The organism is Microbacterium sp. PI-SA-G (assembly GCF_057215335.1).
The window spans coordinates 2139123-2159737 of record NZ_CM170103.1; the positions used below are offsets into that span (position 1 = coordinate 2139123).

Annotated in this window: 21 protein-coding genes; 13 read left to right on the forward strand and 8 right to left on the reverse strand. The window is 68.8% G+C overall.

The features are described from left to right. Positions 1-40: 40 nt before the first annotated feature. A complete protein-coding gene (locus tag AC2D10_RS10415; RefSeq protein ID WP_484707602.1) occupies positions 41-1333 on the reverse strand; it encodes an MFS transporter in 1293 nt (430 codons plus the stop codon). A 73-nt stretch (positions 1334-1406) separates the two neighbouring features. On the opposite strand from AC2D10_RS10415, the gene AC2D10_RS10420 reads away from it, so the two are divergent. Beyond that, a complete protein-coding gene (locus AC2D10_RS10420; protein WP_484707603.1) occupies positions 1407-2978 on the forward strand; it encodes an SDR family oxidoreductase in 1572 nt (523 codons plus the stop codon). Positions 2979-3031: 53 nt separating this feature from the next. Here the strand turns inward: AC2D10_RS10420 and AC2D10_RS10425 are convergent, their stop codons facing one another. The 3 genes from AC2D10_RS10425 to map all read right to left on the reverse strand — a co-directional run bounded on the left by AC2D10_RS10425 (position 3032) and on the right by map (position 6221). After that, on the reverse strand, positions 3032-4735 hold the full coding sequence (locus AC2D10_RS10425; RefSeq protein WP_484707604.1) for an ABC1 kinase family protein: 1704 nt from the start codon (positions 4733-4735) through the stop codon (positions 3032-3034). A 26-nt stretch (positions 4736-4761) separates the two neighbouring features. Then, positions 4762-5349, reverse strand: coding sequence for a PadR family transcriptional regulator (locus AC2D10_RS10430; protein WP_484707605.1), 588 nt, complete (start codon positions 5347-5349; stop codon positions 4762-4764). A gap of 101 nt (positions 5350-5450) precedes the next feature. Continuing rightward, positions 5451-6221 (reverse strand): type I methionyl aminopeptidase, encoded by a 771-nt coding sequence (gene map / locus AC2D10_RS10435; protein ID WP_484707606.1) that lies wholly within the window; start codon positions 6219-6221, stop codon positions 5451-5453. 88 nt (positions 6222-6309) lie between these two features. Here map and AC2D10_RS10440 point away from each other — a divergent pair, with 88 nt between their 5' ends. From AC2D10_RS10440 to AC2D10_RS10455, 4 genes are all read left to right on the forward strand, one after another. Beyond that, a complete protein-coding gene (locus AC2D10_RS10440) occupies positions 6310-6585 on the forward strand; it encodes a helix-turn-helix domain-containing protein (protein WP_484711843.1) in 276 nt (91 codons plus the stop codon). Positions 6586-6722: 137 nt separating this feature from the next. Further along, a complete protein-coding gene (locus AC2D10_RS10445) occupies positions 6723-6953 on the forward strand; it encodes a FitA-like ribbon-helix-helix domain-containing protein (protein WP_484707607.1) in 231 nt (76 codons plus the stop codon). Then, the gene (locus AC2D10_RS10450; protein ID WP_484707608.1) at positions 6953-7345 is read left to right on the forward strand and encodes a type II toxin-antitoxin system VapC family toxin; all 393 of its coding nucleotides are present in this window, start codon (positions 6953-6955) and stop codon (positions 7343-7345) included. The genes AC2D10_RS10445 and AC2D10_RS10450 overlap by 1 nt, the downstream gene beginning before the upstream one ends. A gap of 10 nt (positions 7346-7355) precedes the next feature. Continuing rightward, positions 7356-8114, forward strand: coding sequence for an SDR family NAD(P)-dependent oxidoreductase (locus tag AC2D10_RS10455; protein ID WP_484707609.1), 759 nt, complete (start codon positions 7356-7358; stop codon positions 8112-8114). Positions 8115-8135: 21 nt separating this feature from the next. Here AC2D10_RS10455 and AC2D10_RS10460 read toward each other — a convergent pair whose 3' ends face one another. Together AC2D10_RS10460 and AC2D10_RS10465 are read right to left on the reverse strand one after the other, a co-directional pair. Next, positions 8136-8633, reverse strand: coding sequence for a DUF2243 domain-containing protein (locus AC2D10_RS10460; protein ID WP_484711844.1), 498 nt, complete (start codon positions 8631-8633; stop codon positions 8136-8138). Next, positions 8633-9460, reverse strand: coding sequence for a cytochrome c oxidase assembly protein (locus tag AC2D10_RS10465; RefSeq protein ID WP_484707610.1), 828 nt, complete (start codon positions 9458-9460; stop codon positions 8633-8635). Before AC2D10_RS10465 ends, AC2D10_RS10460 begins: the two co-directional genes overlap by 1 nt. 177 nt (positions 9461-9637) lie before the next feature. Here AC2D10_RS10465 and AC2D10_RS10470 point away from each other — a divergent pair, with 177 nt between their 5' ends. Both AC2D10_RS10470 and AC2D10_RS10475 read left to right on the forward strand, forming a co-directional pair. Further along, on the forward strand, positions 9638-10126 hold the full coding sequence (locus tag AC2D10_RS10470) for a DUF2975 domain-containing protein (RefSeq protein WP_484707611.1): 489 nt from the start codon (positions 9638-9640) through the stop codon (positions 10124-10126). After that, positions 10126-10368, forward strand: a complete 243-nt coding sequence (locus tag AC2D10_RS10475; protein WP_484707612.1) for a helix-turn-helix domain-containing protein — start codon at positions 10126-10128, stop codon at positions 10366-10368. Before AC2D10_RS10470 ends, AC2D10_RS10475 begins: the two co-directional genes overlap by 1 nt. Before the next feature lie 6 nt (positions 10369-10374). Here the strand turns inward: AC2D10_RS10475 and AC2D10_RS10480 are convergent, their stop codons facing one another. Further along, positions 10375-11718 (reverse strand): DUF222 domain-containing protein, encoded by a 1344-nt coding sequence (locus tag AC2D10_RS10480; protein ID WP_484707613.1) that lies wholly within the window; start codon positions 11716-11718, stop codon positions 10375-10377. Between the two features lie 190 nt (positions 11719-11908). Between AC2D10_RS10480 and AC2D10_RS10485 the strand changes: the two genes are divergently transcribed. From AC2D10_RS10485 to AC2D10_RS10510, 6 genes are all read left to right on the forward strand, one after another. Beyond that, entirely contained in the window at positions 11909-12922 is a 1014-nt protein-coding gene (locus AC2D10_RS10485) for a hypothetical protein (RefSeq protein ID WP_484707614.1), read from the forward strand. Positions 12923-13125: 203 nt separating this feature from the next. Then, positions 13126-14214, forward strand: coding sequence for an extracellular solute-binding protein (locus tag AC2D10_RS10490; protein WP_484707615.1), 1089 nt, complete (start codon positions 13126-13128; stop codon positions 14212-14214). 41 nt (positions 14215-14255) lie between these two features. After that, on the forward strand, positions 14256-15284 hold the full coding sequence (locus AC2D10_RS10495; protein WP_484707616.1) for an ABC transporter ATP-binding protein: 1029 nt from the start codon (positions 14256-14258) through the stop codon (positions 15282-15284). A gap of 148 nt (positions 15285-15432) precedes the next feature. Then, entirely contained in the window at positions 15433-17142 is a 1710-nt protein-coding gene (locus AC2D10_RS10500) for an ABC transporter permease (RefSeq protein WP_484711845.1), read from the forward strand. Next, complete coding sequence (locus AC2D10_RS10505; protein ID WP_484707617.1) at positions 17139-18173, forward strand: LacI family DNA-binding transcriptional regulator; 1035 nt, start codon at positions 17139-17141, stop codon at positions 18171-18173. The genes AC2D10_RS10500 and AC2D10_RS10505 overlap by 4 nt, the downstream gene beginning before the upstream one ends. 63 nt (positions 18174-18236) lie before the next feature. Then, a complete protein-coding gene (locus tag AC2D10_RS10510; RefSeq protein ID WP_484707618.1) occupies positions 18237-19121 on the forward strand; it encodes a metallophosphoesterase in 885 nt (294 codons plus the stop codon). A 144-nt stretch (positions 19122-19265) separates the two neighbouring features. Here the strand turns inward: AC2D10_RS10510 and AC2D10_RS10515 are convergent, their stop codons facing one another. After that, positions 19266-20522 carry an ATP-binding protein gene (locus AC2D10_RS10515; RefSeq protein WP_484707619.1) on the reverse strand — a complete coding sequence of 419 codons (1257 nt, stop codon included), beginning with the start codon at positions 20520-20522 and terminating at the stop codon, positions 19266-19268. Between the last annotated feature and the right edge of the window lie 93 nt (positions 20523-20615).

Genomic DNA, 20615 nt, shown 5'->3' on the forward strand with positions numbered 1-20615 from the left:
AATGTTCACCGTTGGAATACGTATACGGGAATAAGGCGCATCATGCCCGAGGTCGTCGACCCTCGAGGACTCCGGCCAGCAGCACGGCGACCAGCGCGGCGGCCGGGGCCACGATGAGTCCGGCGCGCAGGCTCTCGGTCTCGGCGATGAACCCGACGAACGGCGGCGACAGCAGGAAACCCAGTCGCAGCAGCCACGAGACGATGGTCAGCCCGACGCCGGCGCGGAGCCCTGGCAGCTCGTCGGCGGCATGCATCGCGGCGGGGATGAGGGTCGCGATGCCGAAGCCGACCGCCGCAAAGCCCGCGATCGTGCCGGGCACGCTGGGGAACAGCAGTGCGAGCGTCATGCCGGTGGCGGCGATCAGCCCGCCGACACGGGCCACGGCGCGCTGCCCGAATCGGTCGGTGAAGGAGTCGCCCAGCATCCGTCCGACGAACTGCGCGCCGACGAGCGCGATGAATCCGAGCGGGGCGATGGCGGCTGCCGCTCCGAGGGATTCGGCGAGATACAGCGTCGCCCAGGAGTTGCCGGCATCTTCGGCCACGGCGCCGGCCATGGCGATGAGCGTCAGGGCGATCAGCATCATGACCAGCCGCGGAGTCACGACGCGGCGCAGGGCGCCCGCCAGTTCGGCGGGCTCGGCGGTGGCGCGGGCGTCGGAGTCGGTGCCGGGGTCCGCGTCTGGATCGGCGTCGTCAGCGTCGTCAGCGTCGTCAGCGTCGTCATCGTCGTCATCGTCGCGACCGGGCAGGCACAGGCGCAGCGCGAGCAACGCCACGAGCGCGAACACCGCGGTCGAGATGCCCAGGTGCACGCCGAGGGGCAGCTGCAGTGCGATCGCTGCGGCCGCCATGCCGCCGCCGAGCACCGCGCCGATCGACCAGATGGCGTGGAAGGTGTTGATGATCGAGCGGCCGTAGCGACGCTGCACGCGCAGACCGTGGGCGTTCTGGGCGACGTCGGTGATGGCGTCGGATGCTCCGCCGATGAGCAGTGCGCCTGCGAACAGCAAAGCCGACGGGGCGAGCGCGGCCGACAGCAGACCGAGGGCGGTCAGCACGGTGCCGATCACGGCGATGCGGGCCGAGCCGAATCGGCGGATCAGCACCGCGGCGAGCAGCCCCGCGGCGATCGCTCCCGCCGGGAACGCCGCGATCGCGAGTCCGTAGCCGGCGTTGTCGAGCCCGAGCGCGGATTTGATCTGGGGATAGCGCGGCAGGATGTTGGCGAACAGCGCCCCGTTCGTCAGGAACAGGGCCGACACGGCGAGTCGCGCACGCCGTGAGGCGCGGTCGGGATCGAGGCGTCGAATCGATTCGGCGGAGGTCACGCTCCGACCCTATCGGCGGGATGGATTCACGACGAACCGGCCCCCTGTCGCACCCCGGGCTTACGCTCAACACATGACCGAGCTCACACAGCCCACCGGCCGCGAAGAGAACCTTCGAGCGGTGCCGCGCGCCGATGGGAGCACTCCGCGCGCGCTCGTGCTGGGGGCCACTGGCTACATCGGCGGGCGGCTCACTCCGCGGCTGCTGAACGCGGGCTACCGGGTGCGGGCGCTGGTGCGCGACGCGGCCAGGGCGGCATCGTTCCCCTGGGGCGCCGACTGCGAGATCGTCGAGGGGTCGGCCGATGATCCGGATGCCGTGGCCGAGGCCATGCGCGACGTCGACGTCGTCTACTACCTGATCCACTCGATGACGGCGGGCAAGGGCTTCGAGGAGACGGATGACGCGGCGGCCAGCGCGGTGGCCGAGGCCGCCGTGACGGCCGGAGTGCGCCGGATCGTGTATCTGGGCGGACTGCACCCGGATGACGCGAAGCTGTCGCCGCACCTGCGCTCACGGGTGCAGGTCGGCGAGACGTTGCTCGCATCGGGCGTTCCGACGCTGGTGCTGCAGGCGGGCGTCGTGATCGGATCGGGCTCGGCTTCGTTCGAGATGATCCGCCACCTCACCGACGTGCTGCCCTACATGCCGGCGCCCAAGTGGGTGCGCAACCACATCCAGCCGATCGCCGTCCGCGACGTGCTGCACTATCTGCTCGGTGCCGCACGCGTCGACGACGACGTGAACCGAGCCGTCGACATCGGCGGACCCGACGTGCTGCGCTACGGGCAGATGATGAACGGCTACGCGCTCGAGGCCGGGCTGCCGCAGCGCGCGATCGCGGCGCTGCCCGTGCTCACGCCGGGGCTCGCCTCGCACTGGGTGAACCTGGTGACCCCCGTGCCGCGGTCGATCGCGCGTCCGCTCGTCGCATCGTTGCAGAACGAGTGCGTCGTGAAGGATCACGCGGTCGACGACCTGATCCCCCGCCCCGAGGGTGGGCTCACGCCGTATCGCCGCGCCGTGGCCATGGCGCTCGGCCGCGGCGCCGCCGACACGATCGAGACCAGCTGGCAGGACTCCGAGGTGTCGGGCGCACCCAGCGATCCGCTGCCGAGCGACCCCGAGTGGGCCGGGCGCACCGCGTTCACCGACGCCCGCTCGCTCGACACGAAGGCGACGGTCGACGACCTGTGGCGCGTGATCGTGGGCATCGGCGGCGAGAACGGGTGGTACTCCTCGCCGTTCCTCTGGGCCGTGCGCGGGTGGATGGACCGACTGGTGGGTGGCGTCGGACTCCGTCGCGGACGCCGCAGTCGCACCGCCGCGCGGGTGGGCGACGCGATCGACTTCTGGCGCGTCGAGGCGGCCTCGCAGCCCGGCTCGGACGACGAGCAGGCGGGTCTGCTGCGACTGCGCGCCGAGATGAAGGTGCCCGGAGCCGCGTGGCTCGAGCTGCGCGCCATCGCGACCGAGAAGGGCGCGCGCTACGAGCAGCGGGCCGTGTTCTTCCCGCGAGGGCTCGGCGGGCGACTCTACTGGCTGGCCGTGCTGCCGTTCCACGGGTTCATCTTCGCGGGCATGGCGGCACGCATCACGGCGGCGGCCGAGGGCACGGACCGCGTGGATCGCACGCGGGACTGATCTGGCTGGGACTGAGCTGCTGGGACTGAGCTGCTGGGACTGAGCCGGGCGCGCTAGCGCGGGCGGCGCCGTCCGATGCCCGCGAACACGGAGTGCAGCAGCGGCAGGCCTGAGACGCAGATGAGCGTGATGCCGAGCGGCTCGATCGTCGGGACGAGCAGCGCGCCGCCCACGAGCATCGCGGCGAAGAGCACGCCCGAGCCGATGCGGCGCGCCAGACCCTCGAGCCGGTCGAGTCGACGCTCGAGACGTGAGGTGTCGAACGAGACGGTGCCGTCGTCGATGCGGCTGATGACGTCGTCGATGCGCTGCGGCAGTCGCATGGTGACGTTCGCGGTCTCCATGGCGCGCGAGGTCAGATCCTGCACCACGTTGCCGGTCTCGTCACGCAGCAGGCGACCGGCGTAGGGCTCGGCGGCATCCCACACGTTGAACGCCGGGTTGAGACCACTGCACATACCCGAGGTCAGCGAGACCGCGCGGATGAGCAGCAGCATGTTCTCGGGCAGCTGCAGCGGGAGCGAGCGCACCATGTCGCCGAACTCGTCGGCGAAGGCGGTGAGCTCGCGCGGGTCGACCCTGCTGAGCTCGGCGAAGCCCATGCCGCCGAAGCGGGCGAAGAGGGTGGAGAGTGCGCGTTCGAGTTCGCCCGTGTCGGCCGACGGCAGCAGCACGCCGATCTCCTGCGCTGCGGCGACGAGTCCGCGGCTGTCGCGCGCGGCGACCGCGATCAGCAGGGTGCGGAGTCCGGCGCGCAGGCTCGCGGGCACTTCGGCCATCATGCCGAAGTCGATGAATGTCAGGCGGAAGTTGCGGCCCCCGGCATCCTCCGCGAACTCGACCGGCGTCACGAAGATGTTGCCCGGGTGCGGGTCGGCGTGCACGAAGCTGTGCGTGAACACCTGGTCGAACATGACCTCGGCGAACGCGTCGGCGACCTCGGACGGGTCGATGCCGGCGGCGCGCAGCGCGTCGATGTCGTTGATCTTGATCGCCGTGACGTCCGACAGCGTCAGCACGCGTCGCGTCGAGCGCTCCCACACGATCTCGGGGGTGTCGATGTGCGGGTCGTCGGCGAAGTTCTCGCGGAACCGTTCGGCGCTGGCGGCCTCGTGCAGGTAGTCGATCTCCTCGAGGCTCGTGGAGGCGAACTCCTCGACGAGCGCGGGGGCGTCGACGCGATCGGCGACGATGCGCACGCGGGTGAGCCATTTGCCGACGCGGCGGAGGGCGGCGAGGTCGACCGCGACGATCTCGTCGATGCCCGGACGCTGCACCTTCACGATCACGTCGCTCAGCCCCGTGTCGGCGGCATCGGCGGCGGAGAGCCGGGCGCGATGCGCCTGACCGAGGGATGCCGCGGCCACCGGATTCTCGTCGAACCACGCGTAGGCCTGGCTCAGCGGCATCCGCAACTCGGCCTCTGCGGCGGCGCGGATCGCGGGGTACGGCACGGCCGGGACCTCGTCTTGCAGGCCCTCGAGCTCGGCCGTGATCTCGGGCGGCAGCACGTCGAGTCGCGACGACATGAACTGACCGACCTTGATCATCAGTCCACCGAGCTCGACGGCGAGGCCGTGAAAGCGCCGGGCGAACTTCTGCATGCGCGACGCCCGGGTGCGCTCGGCGATCGAACGCAACCCGAAGCGTGGCAGCACCAGTTCGAACCACCAGATCTTGGCGAACTCGCGCGAGGCGAAGGCCAGGATGCGTCGGTATCGGGCGCGATGGGCGCCCTGCGCCGCGGCATCCGTCATCGGTGGTCCTTTGCTGCTGTCGTCGGTCAGTCCTGAGCGAGGATCGTGTAGAGCTTACGGCGAGCGTCATCGAGGATGTCGATCGCACTCTGCACCTGCTCGGGGCTGCCGCTGCGACCCACCTGTGCGGCTGCCGCGGCAAGGTCGACCCCGGCCTTGGGCAGTGCGCTGAAGCGGGCATCGGTGCGGTGGCCGTCCTTCTCGGCGGAGGACTCCCACGGAGCGGGCGTCGCGGAGGACTCGTGCGCGACGTCACGACCAGCGACGGTGAGCGAGTAGGTCTTGCGACCGTTCTGCTCGTCAGCGGTGATGAGACCCTCGTCGGCGAGCAGCTGCAGGGTCGGGTAGACCGATCCGGCGCTGGGCTTCCAGGATCCGCCGCTGCGCTCGGCGATCTCGTTGATGATCTGGTAGCCGTGCATCGGCTTCTCGGCGAGGAGCGAGAGCACCGCGGCGCGCACGTCGCCGCGGGCCATCCGGGAGCCGCCGCTCGGGCGGGACTCGAAGGACTTGCGCAGCTGCTCCATGGCGTCGAAGATCGCCGATGCAGGGCCGCCGGGGCCCGAGCCGAAGCCGGATCCGCCGAAGGGGTTCGAGGGGAATGCGTTGTTCATGATGACCTCCCAGAAGTGGTGAGCGATAGTCAACGATATATCGTTAGCCTGTGCGTGGGGTGGGAGTTTCGAGCTCCCCTCGCACCGCTCGACCGTGGTTTTCAGCGGGCGAGCGTGAGGATCTCGGCGCCGGTCTCGGTCACCGCGACGGTGTGCTCGGTGTGGGCCGTGCGGCATCCGGTGACACTGCGCAGGGTCCAGCCGTCGGCATCGGTCACGAGCTCCTTCGTGTCGGCCATGACCCACGGCTCGAGCGCGAGCAGCAGTCCCGGGCGCAGGATGTAGCCGCGGCCGGGGCGTCCGTCGTTGGCGACGTGCGGGTCCTGGTGCATCGTCGACCCGATGCCGTGGCCGCCGAACTCGAGGTTGATCGGGTAGCCGTCGGCGCGCAGCACCGTGCCGATCGCGCGCGAGATGTCGCCGATGCGGGCGCCGGGTCGCACGACGGCGATGGCGGCGGCGAGCGCACGCTCGGTCGCGTCGATCAGCGCGAGGTCCGCGGGGGCCTGCGTCTCGCCCACGATGAAACTGACCGCCGCATCGGCCGAGATGCCGCGGAGTGTGACGGCCAGGTCGAGGGTGAGCAGGTCGCCGTCGGCGAGCGCGTAGTCATGGGGGAGCCCGTGCAGCACGGCGTCGTTGACCGCGGTGCAGATGTAGTGGCCGAACGGGCCGCGGCCGAACGAGGGCGCGTAGTCGACGTAGCAGGATTCGGCACCGGCATCCTCGATCATCTGCTTCGCCCACCGGTCGATGTCGAGCAGGTTGGTGCCGACGGTCGCGCGCGTCTTCATCGCCTGCAGGATGCTGCCGACCAGGGCGCCGGCGTCGCGGGCGCGGTCGATCTCGGCGGGGGTCAGGATCTCGATCATGGTTCTCGTTGCTCTCCGTGCTGCGGGATGCGTGTCGTACCGATAACTATCCCGGTAATTCTATCCCGGTATTACTATGGGCATCATGATGGTCCGGATGCCGCTGACTCCCGCCGAGCTCGAACGCGGAGAGCGCCTCGGCTCGCTGCTGCGGCGGGCCCGCGGCGAGCGCTCGATGCTGAGCGTCGCCCTCGACGCCGGGGTCTCGCCCGAGACGCTGCGCAAGATCGAGTCCGGTCGCGTCGCGACTCCGGCGTTCTCGACCATCGCCGCGATCGCCGCAGTGCTCGAGATCTCGCTCGACGCCGTGTGGGCCGAGATCGAGCCCGCGCGCGAGCCCGGTCACGGCCGCGTCGCGTCCTGATCTCCACCTGCACAGCACCACCGCACGGGTGATTATCCCCGGATATCGCCTTTCGGGCACCGCTGGATTCGCGGTGCGCGCAAGCATTGCGACATGACTTTCTTTTCAGACTCCGGGAACGCATGCATACTGTAAGCATGCCCAACGTCCTGATTCGCGATCTCGACTCGTCCGTTCACGCGGTACTCGCAGCGCGGGCCGAGGCACACGGACAGTCGCTGCAGCAATTCCTCACCGCGGAACTCACTCGGCTGGCCCGGCAACCGACCCTGACTGAGCTGTTCGCCGATCTCGCGGACCGACCGGCGGACCCTCCGATCCCGGCGAGCGCCATCGTCGACGCAGTCCGAGACGGCCGCCCCACCTGATGCTGGTGGTCGATGCGTCCGCCGTGGTGGACCTTCTCACTTCCACCGGGGTCACCACGCAGCTTCACCGACGACTTCAGGCAGAGACGTTGATCGCCCCGGATCACCTGCCGATCGAGGTCGCTTCCGCGCTATGGGGCCTCAACCGCGGAGGGCTCCTGAGCGATGCGCGTCTCGACGCTGCGGCATCTGATCTCACCCGGCTACGCGTCGATCTCTCGGCGACACTCCCCCTTGTCCCGCGCGTGCTGGCGCTCCGCCGCAACTTCACCGCCTACGACGCCGCCTATGTCGCGCTGGCGGAGCTCGCCACGTGCACGCTTGTCACGCTCGACCGTCGCATGGCGCGCGCAGCCAGCAAGCATTGCACCGTAGAAGTCATCACCCGATAGAAGGAGCACCATGCCGCACGCCCTGGTCACCGGAAGCTCGCGCGGCATCGGTCGCGCCATCGCGCAGACGCTCGCCCGACGCGGCGATCGGGTCGTGGTGCACTACGCGTCGGACCGGGCGGCGGCCGACGAGACGCTGGCATCGCTCGAGGGCAGCGGGCACGCGATCGTCGGTGGTGACATCGGCGATCCGGCCGGGGCGCAGAGCGTGGTCGACGGGGCCGCGGCGGCGCTGGGGTCGATCGACATCCTCGTGAACAACGCGGCGGTGGCGCCGAACGCGGGCAACGCGCATGCTCCGGCATCGGCGTCGTACGCGCAGTGGCAGCAGGCGTGGCTGCAGATGGCGCAGGTGAATCTGCTCGGCGCCTCGAACGTGACGCTGCTGGTGGCGCAGCACATGATCGCGACGGGCGCGGGCGGGGCGATCGTGAACGTCGGCTCGCGCGGCGCGTTCCGCGGCGAGCCGGAACACCCCGCCTATGCGGCGACCAAGGCGGGACTGCAGGCGTTCGGGCAGTCGATGGCGCTGGCGCTCGCGCCGCACGGCATCTCGGTGACGTCGGTCGCGCCCGGCATGATCTCGACCGAGCGGCAGGCCGAGAAGCTCGCCGGCGAGTCGGGCGAGCGCATCAAGGAGCAGAGCCCGTTCGGGCGTGTAGGCACTCCTGCGGAGGTGGCGGATGCCGTCGCCTACCTGACGTCGGGGGCGTCGACGTGGGCGTCGGGCAGCATCCTCGATCTGAACGGGGCGTCGTACTTCCGCTGAACCGCATCCGGCTCGCTGTGCTCAGATTCCGCGCCGCCGGACGTGGCGGGTGGTGACGATCGCGGTGAACACCCCGGCGGCGAGTATCACGACGCCCGCGAACACCCAGGCGAGGTCGTACGGAAGCAGGTCGACGCCGTAGCGGATCTGGTGCAGACCGAGCAGCTTGTGGTGGACGAGCCCGTCCCACAACTGGAACGCGCCGAGTCCGACGAGGTAGCCGCTGACCGCGATGCCGCGCGCGAAGGTGCCGCGGCGGCGCGCGTCGAGCGTCAGGAAGAACCCCGCGACGAAGGCGAGGAGTTCGCCGGCGTGCAGCAGCCCGTCGGCGAAGAGGCCGACCGCCGGGGTGGAGCGATCGTAGAAGTGGTGCCACGCGAGGATCTGATGGAACACGATCTCGTCGATCGCCACCATCGTGCCGACGCCGAGCAGGAAGGCCGCCCAGAAGCACTGGTGGCGGAAGACGGAGAACGCCTCGCCCTCATAGCGGTGCGGGTCGCCGGCGGGCCGTTGCATCACGCGACTCCTCTCTCGACGGACTCCGCGGGCATGCGCGGGCGCCGGGCGAGCCGTCGCCCCGACACCCGGTACCACTCGCCGAGCACCAGCGCCATGAGGGCCAGGTCGACGATGTCGCCCGCGTAGAACATCAGCTGCGCGCCGGCCTCGACCTCCGCCGTCGGGATACCGGGGAGTGGCGACGCGTACATGAGCTTGGCCAGCACCCCGTGCGCGGCGAGCGCGAGCACCAGCACGATGAGCCGGGTGCGGATCGGAGCGCGGTGCGGGTTGGGATCGATCGAGACGAGGGATGCCGTGAACAGCGTTCCCGTGAGCAGGAAGTGCCCCATCAACACGAGGTGGAACACGGGCACCTGGGCGATGGCGTGCAGCGGCGTGAGGTAGAGCACGGCCATGCTACCGAGGTTGATCGTGGCCGCGACCTCGGGCATCGTGAACACGCGCGCCGGGGTGCTGCGGAGAATGCGACTGAGCCGTCGCGCGGTGAGCAGGTCGAGCGTGCGCAGAGCGAGCGTGATGGGGGCGCCGAGGATCAGCAGGAGCGGTGCGACCATGCCCATCAGCACGTGGGCGACCATGTGCCCGACGAAGCCCGAGAACACCGAGGTCGTCAGCGGCCCAAGCAGTGCCAGGAGGACTGTGGCGCAGCCCAGCATCCAGCAGAGCGTGCGCGTCCACGGCCAGTCGCGGCCACGGCGGTGCTCGGCGAGCACCGAGGCGAGGTAGCCACCGACGGCGACCACGAAGGGGAGCACGAAGATCCAGAGGATGCCGTCGCCGCCGCCCCCGCCGGAGCCTGCGTGCACGTGCATGGGCGTCATGTCGGCTCCTTCCGCGTGGGTCTGATCTGGGGGCCTGATCTCACACGGTAGAAGCCGAGAATCCGCGGCGCCTCGGGCTTGACACCGGGGCATGGCGACCGGTGCGCGGATTGTCCGACTTCCCAAATCGAACGTTTAACGATAGATTCCTGTTGTTCTTCGAGGATTGGTGGCGATATGGGTAAGACGACGATCGTCGTGCTGCGCGTCGTGATCGCGTTGGCGTTGCTGGGTTCTGTGGCGGTGCAGGCGCTGATCGCGCCACTGCTGTGGCTGGACCTCGGCGAGGAGGAGCTGTGGGGGCGCATCCTGCTGGTCTCGATCGTGGTGCTGGGTGTCGGGACGATGCAGGTGTTCGCGGTGTGCGTGTGGATGCTGCTGAACCGCATCGGTCGCGGATCGATCTTCTCGGAGTCGTCGTTCCGCTACGTCAACGTGATCATCGGGGCGATCCTGGCCGCCGCAGCGCTGGCTCTGGTGCTGGCGATCGCGCTGGCGCCGGGGCAGACGGCCCCCGGGATCGTGGGGCTGATCTGCGGTGGAGCGCTCGTGCTGGGGGGCATGGCGCTGCTGGTCGTGGTGATGAAGGCTCTGCTGCGACAGGCGATCGATCGCGAGGCGGAGGCGCGCTCGCTGCGCTCCGAGCTCGATGACGAGGTGATCTGATGCCCGTCGTGGTCGACATCGACGTGATGATGGCGCGTCGCAAGATGAGCGTGGGCGAGCTGGCCGAGCGGATCGGCATCACTCCGACGAATCTCGCCGTGCTGAAGAACGGCCGGGCGAAGGCCGTGCGGTTCACCACCCTCGATGCCCTGTGCGCGGTGCTCGAGTGCCAGCCGGGCGATCTGCTGCGGTGGGAGGCCGGGGCTGAGGGCTCGCCGGAGGCCGAGGGCACCACGGAGTAGCGGGGTTCAGGCCGCCATGTCGAAGCGGGCGCGACCGCCGAGGCGGGGCGTGCTGGCGGGGTCGACGTAGCGCGGCGGAATGAACCACACTCGTGCCCCGGTGCCGGGTCCGTCGATGCGGATCTCCCAGCCGTTGTCGTGAATGCGGTGGTGACAGGTCTCGCAGAGCAGCACGCCGTTGGAGAGATCGGTCGGTCCGTGATCTCGTTTCCACCAGCGGATGTGATGGGCTTTCGTCATCTCGGGTGGCAGCCCGCACATGGCGCAGCCGTCGTCTCGCTCGACCAGCGCCAGGCGTTGGGCGCGGGTGAAGAGCCGTTTCTCGCGGCCCCAGTCGAGGATCTCGCTGTCTCCGCCGAGCACGCAGGGGATCACTCCCCCGCCAGCGGCCATGCGCCGGGCAGCCCCGGCGCTGATGACCTGGTCGATTCCGTCGATGGTCGCCGTTCCGCTCCCCGACTCGAGGTCGTCGAGCCCGAGCCGCACGACGACGGTCGCCCCGGCGAGCGGCACGCGCCGCGCGTCGCAGTCGAGCACGTGCCCGCAGAACACCGAGAGCGCGTCGGCCTGGATCATCGCGACGGTGCGGCGGTCAGCATCGGGTGCGTCGGGGTCGGGAGAGTTGTGCCGGGCCGCGAACGCCGCGGTCACGAACCCGTGGATCGCCGCGACGATCGGTGCGGCCGTCTCGGCGTCGAACTTGGCGGACAGATGCACCATGCCGTCGCGCTGGAAGAACGTCAGGGACCGGCGACTGCGCTGCTCTTCGGCTCGGGGCTCGACGCCGTCGGGGTCGAGCCAGGCCTCAGCGCGCACGATCAGGCGACGCACCTCGTCGAGGCTGAGCCCGACCGCGGCATCGCACAGTGCGCGCTCGGCTTCAGCGATGCGCACCGCACCCGCCACCACGCGGCACCGATCGAGCAGCGCGATGATCAGTCCGGCGGCGGCCACTCCGAGTGCGCCGGAGGCCATCGCCTCGCGCACACACGGGTACTTGGCCGGCAGCCGAGCGCCGAGCAGATCAGCACGCGGCGCCGTGGCCTCTCCGACGGCGATCAGGCGCGACGCGTCTCCGGTCGACATTCCCGTCGCCGCCGCGATCATCTTGGCCGGCGTGCGGAAGCCGTGCTGCTTCGCGAGGCTGTCGGCACCCAGCTCGGTCCGCGACTCGCGAGCGATGTGTGCGGCCACATCGGCGTGCACCGCATCGATCCGTCGCTGCAGTTCGCCCAGCACCTCACCGACCGCGACGAGCTGCGTTCTCGACAGGTCACCCGCGTCTGCGGCCTGCGACCAGGCGTCATCAAGGCGAGCCATCGCCTCGTGCAACCCGGTCGGTTTCGCCATGCTCCATTTTATCCCGGGCAGGGCCGGGTTTCGAAGATTTGTTCGGTTATGTATCGGCATATCGGGATATTCCGTGGGAGTTGTCGACCGCCCGCAGCCAGCCGACACAGCCCCCTAGGTCTAGGGGAATCGCTCAGAATCGCCGCCAATCGCGAGTACTCACGTCAGCCCCACCTGATACTCCGGACGCATGTCGATTCCCACAGACCCGTCCCTCTTCCGCCGAACGCTGCTCTGGTTCCTGCTCGCCTTACTCGGCAACATCGCGATCGTTGCGCTGTCCGTCGTCGCGAGCACGCCCCCAGCCAACCTCCCGCCCCTGGCCGTCCTACACTTCCTGCACCCGTTCGCCGCACCGATGTACTCACCCGAGTTGCTGTTCTTCACTTCAGTCCTGGGCGCGCTGAGCGGACTCCGGATGGCGAAGGGCGAAGCGGACGACGACGCCGCTCGCCTGATCGCATGGGGTGTCCGAGTCACCCTCGCATTCGTGCTGAGTTTCGCCGTCGTGATCGTGGTCGTGACGCCCCATCGGCTGGCGATCGTGCTGTTCGCCGTGCTGCTGGGATACGTGACGTTCGTGCTTGCTGAGCACATGGCACCGCCCAAGACCAGGACGCTCGAGGAACGGCTCCGCTCCGCCCAAGAGGACCTGGCGGCACGCGAGGGCTGGGCCGCGGCGTCCCTGGGTCAGGGCTGGAGGAAGCCGACCGCTCGATCCGGTCTTCGATTCGCGTTCTTTGCCGCCATCCCCATAGTTGTCCAAACGGGTCTCAGCCTGTGGATCAGCTCGATCATCTGGGGGCCGAGCGCCGTCTGGTCGCCGCAGTGGATCGCAGCGTGCGCGATGATGACTTTCGGCGTGCTCATCCTCACGGCAGCCTGGCTCATGGGAGCCGACAAGGCGGAGGCGCCGCAGCTACGTGCGTGGCTCACGGTCTCATTCGTCGCCCTCGGCGCGGGGGCGAGCGCTGCCCTGGCAATCGTGTTCTTCACCGAGTCGGCCGACGCCGCCCCTCTCGGTTGGTTGATCCTCGGGATGTCGGCGGTGTGGGCACTCGTCCTGTGGAACCGACGTTTCCGCCCCCGCGCGCTGATCGATGTCGCTGTGACGCTCACGGCGCGACACCTCGACCGCACCTCGAGACACGAGGCTGCATTGCGCGCCGGCTGGGAAACCGAGAAGACGGGCGCCGCTGGCTAAACGTGCGCCTCGACGGCGCCACGAGAGCACCGCGCACCGCCCGACCCCAGAGTTCACTCCCCCGCACCCGTCCGTTCACGCAACCCGCCTATCTTGAGTGCGGACGCGCGACCGCGCTCACGAAACCAAACAATCTTTGTGCCTTCACCACAAGAACGGGTAGTGTCGCATCGACATACCTCGAAGGCGAGAAAGGGACGAACATGGTCGACAGGCAAAAGAGGCGCTGGGCGCTCATCGGAATGACGGCGGCGGCGGCGATCGCGCTCACCGGATGCACCGCAGGCAGCGAAACCCCGTCCGACGGCGAGAGCGGCAGCAGCGAAGGCGGCGGCTCGGGCGACACGCTCATCGTGTACACGAACTCCAACAGCGACGGCCGCGGCGAGTGGATCACCGAGCAGGCGGCGGAAGCCGGCATCGACATCGAGATCGTGGGCCTCGGCGGCGCCGACCTGACGAACCGCATCATCGCCGAGAAGAACAACCCCGTGGGCGACGTCGTCTTCGGTCTGAACAACATGTTCTTCGAGCAGCTCAAGGCCGAAGAGGCCATCACCGGGTACGAGCCCTCGTGGAGCGGCGAGGTTCCCGCCGACGCCGGCGACCCCGCGGACGGCGCGTTCTGGCCGCTCGTGGAGCAGGCGATCGTCACGGTCTACGACGAGAACCGCATCACCGACGCCCCCACCGATGAAGAAGACCTCTGGACCGACGAGAAGTTCGCCGGCCGCTACGAGGTCAACCCGGCACTGGGTCAGGCGACGCCGCAGCTGGTGCTCGCCAGCATCCTCTCCCGCCACCTCGACGAGGACGGCGACCTGGGCGTGAGCGACGAGGGCTGGGAACTGGTCGAGTCCTACTACGCCAACGGTTCGCCCGCGGTCGAGGGCACCGATCTCTACGCCCGCATCACGCGTGAAGAGGTCGACTACGGAGTGCTCCCCTCGAGCGGCATCGCCGGCCGTGACGAGGAGTACGGCACCGCGACCGGCATGATCGTTCCCGACTACGGCGTACCGTACGTGACCGAGCAGATCGCGCAGATCAACGGCACCGGCAACGAGGACAAGGCGCACGAGTTCATCGACTGGTTCGGCAGCGCCGAGGTCCAGGGCGAGTTCGCCGCCGAGTTCAACGCGATGCCGGTCAACGAGGGCGCGGTCGCACAGGCCAACCCCGAGGTCGTCGAGCTGCTGAGCACGCTCGACCGTCAGGACATCGACTTCGGCTTCGTGAGCGAGAACCTCGGCGCCTGGGTCGAGAAGGTCACGCTCGAGTACATCGGCTGACGCCGACCCGTCCCCGTCACATCCGGCAGAGAGAGAAGACGATGATCCGTTTCGACAACGTCGAGGTCACCTTCGGCGATCACCGTGCGGTCTCGCACCTCGATCTGGAGATCCAGGAGGGTGAGTTCTTCACCCTCCTGGGTCCGTCCGGCTGCGGCAAGACCACCGCCCTGCGTGCCCTCGCAGGGTTCATCGAACCGACCGGCGGCAGCATCCACATCGCCGGCCGTGACGTGACCCGTGTGCCGAGCGAGAAGCGCGGCGTGGGCATGGTGTTCCAGAACTACGCGCTGTTCCCCAGCATGAACGTGCGCGAGAACATCGGCTTCGGCCTCACAGTGCAGAAAGGCGACCAGAAGGTCTCGAAGGCCGACCAGAAGCGCCGCGTCGACGAGGTCGCCGACCGCACCGGGCTGGCGTCGTCGCAACTCGACAAGAACGTCTCAGAACTCTCGGGCGGACAGCAGCAGCGTGTGGCCATCGCCCGCGCACTGGCTCTGACCCCCAGCATCCTGCTGCTCGACGAGCCGCTATCGAACCTCGACGCGAAGCTGCGCGTGCAGCTGCGTGAACAGCTGAAGGAGCTGCAGCACGAGGTCGGCGTGACCACGGTCTACGTCACGCACGACCAGGAGGAGGCGCTGACCCTCAGCGACCGCATCGCCGTGCTGGATGCCGGAACGCTGCAGCAGGTCGGCACCCCCGAGGAGATCTACGACCGCAGCGCGACCCCGTTCGTCTGCCGGTTCATCGGCGAGAACAACCGCCTCACCCCGGCCCAGATCGTCAGCATCGGCGGGAATCTGGATGCCACGGCCGAGACGTATGTGCGCCCCGAGAAGCTGCACCTGGCCGCGGCATCCGACACCGCGTCCGCGGCCGCATCGCTCGACGGCACCATCGTCGGGCGGACGTACCACGGCAGCCACAGCGTCTACACGGTCTCTGCCGAGGACGGCACCCTTCGCGTGAGCGTGCCCGCTGCGGCGAGCGCCCACCAGTACGACGCCGGCGATGCCGTGCGCGTCGACGTCGACCCGCGCTGGGTCCTGCAGTACCCGGCGGCGTGACATGAGCGACCCAACGAAGCCCTCTCAGCCGGTGCCGCCGCCCTCCGCGGCGATGACCGACGTTCCCGGTGCCCTCGCGACCGATGCCGCCGAGGCGTCGGAGCCCAGCATCCGTCGCCGCCGCGGCCGCCCGGGCAGTGTGAAGGCGATGCTGCGCTCCCCGCTCGCGTGGGTGACCGGCATCGTGGTGATCTGGTTCGCCGCGGCGTTCCTCGTGCTGCCCAACGCCGCCCTGCTCGGGGTGACGTTCTTCCCTGACGGGCAGTTCAGCATCCGCGCCGTCGAGAAGCTCTTCGGCAGCGAGCGCGCACTGAAGACGCTGGGCAACAGCTTCCTGCTGGCGATCACGCTCGCGATCACGGTGAACGTGGTCGGTGTGTTCATCGTGCTGGTGACGCAGTACTTCAAGGTCCGCGGCGCGAAGCTGCTGTGGCTGGGGTACGCGACCACGCTGATCTACGGCGGCATCGTGCTCGCCGCCGGCTACAACTTCATCTACGGCCGGTTCGGCTTCTTCACGAACATGATGGTCAACGTCTGGCCCGACCTCGACCGCGACTGGTTCTCGGGCTACTTCGCGGTCGTGTTCGTGATGACGTTCGCGACCACGACGAACCACATGCTCTTCCTCTCCTCGTCGCTCGGCAAGGTCGACTACGCGTCGATCGAGGCCGCGAAGCTGATGGGCGCGTCGACGTGGACGATCCTGCGTCGCATCGTGCTGCCGGTGATGAAGCCGATGCTGTTCGCCGTGACCGTGCTGACGTTCCTGATCGGGCTCGGGGCGCTGACCGCTCCGCTGGTGCTGGGTGGTCCGGACTTCCAGACCGTCGCGCCGCTGATCATCGATCTGTCGCGCAGCCCGATCACGCGTGACATCGCAGCTCTCCTGGCCATCGTGCTCGGCATCGCGACGATCATCCTGCTGGCGATCATGAACCGCGCCGAGAAGTCGGGCGTGTACTTCTCGGTCGCGAAGGTGGCGACGCCGATTCAGAAACAGCAGATCCGCAACCCGTTCGCGAACGTCGTCGTGCACCTGATCGCGTATCTGCTGTGGGTGATCTACCTGATCCCCGTGGTGCTGATCGTGATCTTCTCGTTCGTCGATGCGCGCAGCATCCTGGCCGGGTCGATCACGTTCGACAGCTTCACGCTCGACAACTACATCACCGTGTTCTCGAGCGCGGCGGCGATCCGTCCGTTCGTCGTCAGCGTCGTCTACAGCGCGCTCGCGGCGATCATCGTGGTCGGTGGGCTGCTGTTCGTGGCGCGGCTCATGCAGAAGCACCGCAACCTGCTGACCACGGCCATCGAGTACGTGCTGCACATTCCGTGGATCCTGCCGATCGTGCTGATCGCCCTCGCGCTGGTGATGGCGTTCGACGAGCCGCAGGCGATCGTGGGCAACATCGTGCTGACGGGAACGCCGATCCTGCTGCTGGTCGCGTACATCTGCGTGAAGATCCCGTTCACCCTTCGCCTGCTCAAGGCCGGGTTCGCGTCGGTGCCGGATTCGCTCGAAGACGCCTCGCGCATTCTCGGCGCCCGCTCGCTGACTACGTTCCGCCGGGTGCTGATCCCGCTGGTGCTGCCGACGGCGGCCGCAATCACGGCGCTCAACTTCAACAGCCTGCTCGACGACTACGACGCGGCGATCTTCCTGTACCACCCGCTGTACAAGCCGCTGGGTGTGGCGATTCAGGAGAGCACGCGCGGCGAGAACAACCTCGACGCGATGCCGATCACCTTCGTCTACACGGTGCTGCTGATGATCATCATGGGTGTCACCATGTATCTCGTGTATGGACGAGGTTCGCGCGCCGGAGCGCCCCGCAAGCGGAAGACGCGCGCGTGAGCGGGACGGATGCCACCCCTCCCGCCCTGCGGGTGACCATCAGTGACGTCGCTGCGGCGGCCGGCGTCTCGCGGGCGACCGCGACCCGGGCGCTGAAGGGCGAGGGCAGGTTCGCCCCCGACACCCGCGACCGCATCCTGGCCGAGGCGGAGCGGCTCGGATACGTGCGCAACACGATGGCCGCCGAGCTCGCCGCCGGCCGCACCGGCACCGTCGGGCTCATGCTGCGTGACGCGAGCAACCCCGCGTACGGTCTGCTGTTCTCGCGGCTGCAGGACGAAGCGCATCAGCGCGGACTCGACCTGGTCACCGTCACCATCGGCGCCGACGAGCAGGGTGCGAAGCAGGTGAACGCGCTGCAGCGTCTGCTCGGCATGCGCGTCGCGGGGCTCATCGTCGCGACCGGTGGCATCACCGCAGCTCAGCTCGAGCCGTTCGCCGATCAAGTGCCGATTTTGCGGGCCGGGCGTGTGGAGTCGGCGGGACGCATCCACACCGCCCACTACGACGACGAGGGGCACGGGCGTCTGCTCGCCTCACACGTCGTCTCGCTCGCGCACCGGCAGGTCGTGGTGCTTGCCGGCTCGCCCGAAGCCTCGTACCCCGAGCATCTGCGTGCGCTCGCGATGCGCGACGTGCTGATCGACGCGGGAGTCGCGGTCACCATGATCTCGGCCGGCGCCCGCCCCGACGAGGGTGTCGACGAGGCACTCAAGGCCGTGCGCGCCGGGGCGACCGCCGTGATGTGCGCCTCGGACTACCGCCAGCTCGCCGTGATGCGCGCCGCTCGCGCGGCCGGCATGAGCGTGCCCGATGATGTGAGCGTGACGGGGTGCGACGGCATCCTTCCCGGCGCCGATCTGCTCGGGCTCACCACCGTGCGCATTCCGGTGGAGGCCGTCGCGGCCGCCGCCGTCGAGACCATGCAGGCGCTGCTCACCGCCGTGGACGATGACGACGAATCGGATGCCGTGGTGCGCCGCTCGTTCGCCGGCACCCTCGTGCCCGGAACCACGGCCGCCGCCGTCTGAGCGTCCGCTGTTCTTGACCGCCTTTTTCTTGACCGCTTTGCCGTTCGCTGACCAGGAAGAGACATGATCCTCACCGAACACCCTCGTCCGTCGCACACCTTCGTGCACATCTCTGACACGCACCTGCCGGGTGAGCGCGCGCCGCTCTACGGCAGCGGGGCCGATGCCGATTCGAACCTCGAGCTGATGCTCACGCGGTTGATCGGCTCGGGGATCCGCCCTGACGCGCTGCTGTTCACCGGGGATGTGGCCGATCGCGGGGATGCCTCGGCGTACGCGCGACTGCGGGCGATGGTGACGCCGGCGGCCGAAGCGCTGGGGTGCGAGGTCGTCTGGGCGGCCGGGAACCATGACGACCGCCGTGCCATGCGAGAGGAGTTGGGACTCGCGGGGGCGGGGACCGATCCGATTCTCGAGGTGCGGTGGTTCGGAGGGATGCGCGTCATCGTCGTCGATTCGACGGTGCCGGGCGCGCATTGGGGGGAGGTGCCGTCGTCGCAGCTTTCGTGGCTGGAGGGTGAGCTGTCGACGGCGGCACCGGCCGGAACGCTGCTGCTGATCCATCACCCGCCGCTGCCGACGGTGCTGGACTTGGCTGTGACGGTCGAGCTGCGGGATCAGCCGTCACTCGCCGCGGTGCTGCGCGGGTCGGACGTGCGAGGGATCCTCTCGGGGCACGTGCACCACCCGTCGTTCGGAACGTTCGCGGGGATTCCGGTCGCGGTCGCGTCGTCGAGCGCGTATGGGCAGGATCTCGCGCAGCCCCTCGGGGCCACTCGCGGGCAGGATGCTGCGCAGGGCTACAACCTCGTGCACGTGTATGAGGAGACGATCGTGCACTCGGCGGTGTCGCTGGAGCTGGGTGGGGACGTCGGGGAGCCGGTCGCGGCGGAGGAAGCCGGAAGGCGGATCGCGGGGCGCGGGATTGGGTGGCGTGGGGTCGGGTGACGTGATGGGGCGCGTGGCGCATTGCTTCGGGAGGAGATCTGCGTTCGGGAGGACGAATTCGTGGAATCCGTCCTCCCGGAGTGAGTTTCTCCTCCCGAAGGGGTGACGTGCGGAGCCTAGGCTCGCGGCGACGCTCTTGGCAGATCACGCGCCGAGCGCCCCGATCGGGACCACGTGTACTCCGTCCGGTCGTGTATACCCATACTGACCGCCGGTGATCACCACCCTCGCCGCAGGTCCCGGCGTGCGCGCGGGATCGAGATTCGCGACGAAGCGGTCCAGTGATGCCGCTGCTTCGTCCTCGCGCGAAGCAGCGAGCTTCACTTCGACGGCGATCCATGACCCGTCCGGCAGCTCGATGATCGCGTCCACCTCGCGTCCGGCGCTGTCTCGATAGTGGCGGACGACCCCACCCAGGGGCTCAGCGTAGATCCGCAGATCTCGGATGACGAGAGACTCGAACAACTGACCGAAATACTCCGGGTCTGTCAGCAGCCTTTCGTCATCTGCGCCCACCGCTGCCGCAGCGAGCGACGGGTCGATGAAGTGCCGACGCGGGGCTTTGCGAACACGGTCGCGGGAGCGCAGGTGGGGACCCCAACTCGGTTGGTCTTCTATGACGAAGACGCGCGCGAGCGCTCCGAGGTAGCCCTGGACCGTGGCGTCCGTCATCCGCTCCGCGCCGGTCGACGCGTCTCGCGCCAATGCGGCAACCGCCACTTCGGTTGCCGTGCTCCTTCCCAGAGCTCGCATGACCCGCATGACGGCATCGGGGTTACGGCGCGGTTCGTCGTCGAGACGGGCGAGGTCAACGCGCGCGATGTCCTCGAGGTAGGAACGCAGGCGCACGAGCACCTGCCGCTGCGGCAGCTCTCGGAGCCCCGGCCATCCACCCCGGACCGTCGCTCGCGCCAAGTCTGCGACAGACAGGTGCGAAGCCGCGGAGATCGCGGCTTCAGGCTCCGAGAAGAGCCGTTCGAGACTGACCTCAGCTGTCGAGTCACCCGACTCGGCGAGCGACATCGGCCTCATCCGGAGACGCAGGATGCGTCCCGCGCCGGAGTGCCGCGTCACATCGTCGGAGGGCACCGCCGAGCCCGCGAGGAGATAGGAAGCATCGGACTCCCTGTCGACGGAGGCCCTTACGAGATTCCATACTCGGGGAGCAAGTTGCCACTCGTCGATGAAGCGCGGCTTCGCGCCTTCCAACAGTCGTGATGGATCGATGTCTGCGATCCGAAGGGCCGCGTCATCGATGTCGAGCTGAACGCTGCTTGCCGTATGGTGGCGGCCCGTCGCAGATTTCCCGCACGCGCGCGGTCCTTCCAGCAGAACCGCGCCGGGGTGCTGCAGAACGTCCGACAGCTGTCGGTCGATGATCCGGGGTCTATAGGAGGGCACAGGAGGATCGTACGCCGCAAAGTAGAGAAAGTCGACAATTCAGAGAGGAAAAAGTCGACGGTTTAGAGAGGAAAAAGTCGACGTTTCAGAGGG

What these genes read in the sequence shown, in the direction of transcription:
- AC2D10_RS10485 (WP_484707614.1), top strand. Translation starts at nt 11,909, where the DNA reads ATGTCGATTCCCACAGACCCGTCCCTCTTCCGCCGAACGCTGCTCTGG.
- AC2D10_RS10420 (WP_484707603.1), top strand. Translation starts at nt 1,407, where the DNA reads ATGACCGAGCTCACACAGCCCACCGGCCGCGAAGAGAACCTTCGAGCG.
- AC2D10_RS10430 (WP_484707605.1), bottom strand. Translation starts at nt 5,349, where the DNA reads ATGAACAACGCATTCCCCTCGAACCCCTTCGGCGGATCCGGCTTCGGC.
- map (WP_484707606.1), bottom strand. Translation starts at nt 6,221, where the DNA reads ATGATCGAGATCCTGACCCCCGCCGAGATCGACCGCGCCCGCGACGCC.
- AC2D10_RS10490 (WP_484707615.1), top strand. Translation starts at nt 13,126, where the DNA reads ATGGTCGACAGGCAAAAGAGGCGCTGGGCGCTCATCGGAATGACGGCG.
- AC2D10_RS10480 (WP_484707613.1), bottom strand. Translation starts at nt 11,718, where the DNA reads ATGGCGAAACCGACCGGGTTGCACGAGGCGATGGCTCGCCTTGATGAC.
- AC2D10_RS10455 (WP_484707609.1), top strand. Translation starts at nt 7,356, where the DNA reads ATGCCGCACGCCCTGGTCACCGGAAGCTCGCGCGGCATCGGTCGCGCC.
- AC2D10_RS10510 (WP_484707618.1), top strand. Translation starts at nt 18,237, where the DNA reads ATGATCCTCACCGAACACCCTCGTCCGTCGCACACCTTCGTGCACATC.
- AC2D10_RS10495 (WP_484707616.1), top strand. Translation starts at nt 14,256, where the DNA reads ATGATCCGTTTCGACAACGTCGAGGTCACCTTCGGCGATCACCGTGCG.
- AC2D10_RS10475 (WP_484707612.1), top strand. Translation starts at nt 10,126, where the DNA reads ATGCCCGTCGTGGTCGACATCGACGTGATGATGGCGCGTCGCAAGATG.
- AC2D10_RS10445 (WP_484707607.1), top strand. Translation starts at nt 6,723, where the DNA reads ATGCCCAACGTCCTGATTCGCGATCTCGACTCGTCCGTTCACGCGGTA.
- AC2D10_RS10460 (WP_484711844.1), bottom strand. Translation starts at nt 8,633, where the DNA reads ATGCAACGGCCCGCCGGCGACCCGCACCGCTATGAGGGCGAGGCGTTC.
- AC2D10_RS10440 (WP_484711843.1), top strand. Translation starts at nt 6,310, where the DNA reads ATGGTCCGGATGCCGCTGACTCCCGCCGAGCTCGAACGCGGAGAGCGC.
- AC2D10_RS10425 (WP_484707604.1), bottom strand. Translation starts at nt 4,735, where the DNA reads ATGACGGATGCCGCGGCGCAGGGCGCCCATCGCGCCCGATACCGACGC.
- AC2D10_RS10470 (WP_484707611.1), top strand. Translation starts at nt 9,638, where the DNA reads ATGGGTAAGACGACGATCGTCGTGCTGCGCGTCGTGATCGCGTTGGCG.
- AC2D10_RS10465 (WP_484707610.1), bottom strand. Translation starts at nt 9,460, where the DNA reads ATGACGCCCATGCACGTGCACGCAGGCTCCGGCGGGGGCGGCGGCGAC.
- AC2D10_RS10500 (WP_484711845.1), top strand. Translation starts at nt 15,433, where the DNA reads ATGCTGCGCTCCCCGCTCGCGTGGGTGACCGGCATCGTGGTGATCTGG.
- AC2D10_RS10450 (WP_484707608.1), top strand. Translation starts at nt 6,953, where the DNA reads ATGCTGGTGGTCGATGCGTCCGCCGTGGTGGACCTTCTCACTTCCACC.